1 pseudogene is annotated in these 479 nt (G+C 67.6%); it reads right to left on the bottom strand.

Going from position 1 to position 479, the window contains the following annotated elements:
- Positions 1 to 479, bottom strand: a pseudogene (locus C493_RS07130) (methylmalonyl Co-A mutase-associated GTPase MeaB); the annotation flags it as partial.

Raw genomic sequence — 479 nt, 5'->3', positions numbered from 1 at the left:
TCCTCGGGATCCCAGTCGTCGTGAGCGTCGATGACCTCCTGGCTGTGGTGGCCGCCGCCACCGCCGCCGTACCCGTCGCCCGAGTCGAGTTGGATCATATCCCGCAGCTCCTGGACGGTCCGGTCGGCGCCGTCGCGGTCGGCTTTGTTGACCACGAAGACGTCCGCGATCTCGAGGATGCCGGCTTTCAGGGTCTGGATTTCGTCGCCGGANGGAACGAGGACGGCGACGGTGTCGGCGGTGCGGACGATGTCGATTTCGTTCTGGCCGGCGCCGACGGTCTCGATGATGATCTTGTCCTTGCCGAAGGCGTCCATGGCTTTGACGGCGTCCGCGGTGGCCGTCGAGAGGCCGCCCAGCGTGCCGCGGGCGCTCATCGAGCGCACGAAAACGTCCATGTCGCCCACGGTGGAGGCCATCCGAATGCGGTCGCCCAGCACCGCGCCGCCGGTAAACGGCGAGGAGGGATCGATCGCGAT

This window comes from Natronolimnohabitans innermongolicus JCM 12255 (assembly GCF_000337215.1).
GTDB lineage: Archaea > Halobacteriota > Halobacteria > Halobacteriales > Natrialbaceae > Natronolimnohabitans > Natronolimnohabitans innermongolicus.
The sequence above is the reverse complement of the archived record's forward strand: the minus strand, read 5'-3'. Positions and strand labels throughout refer to the sequence as shown.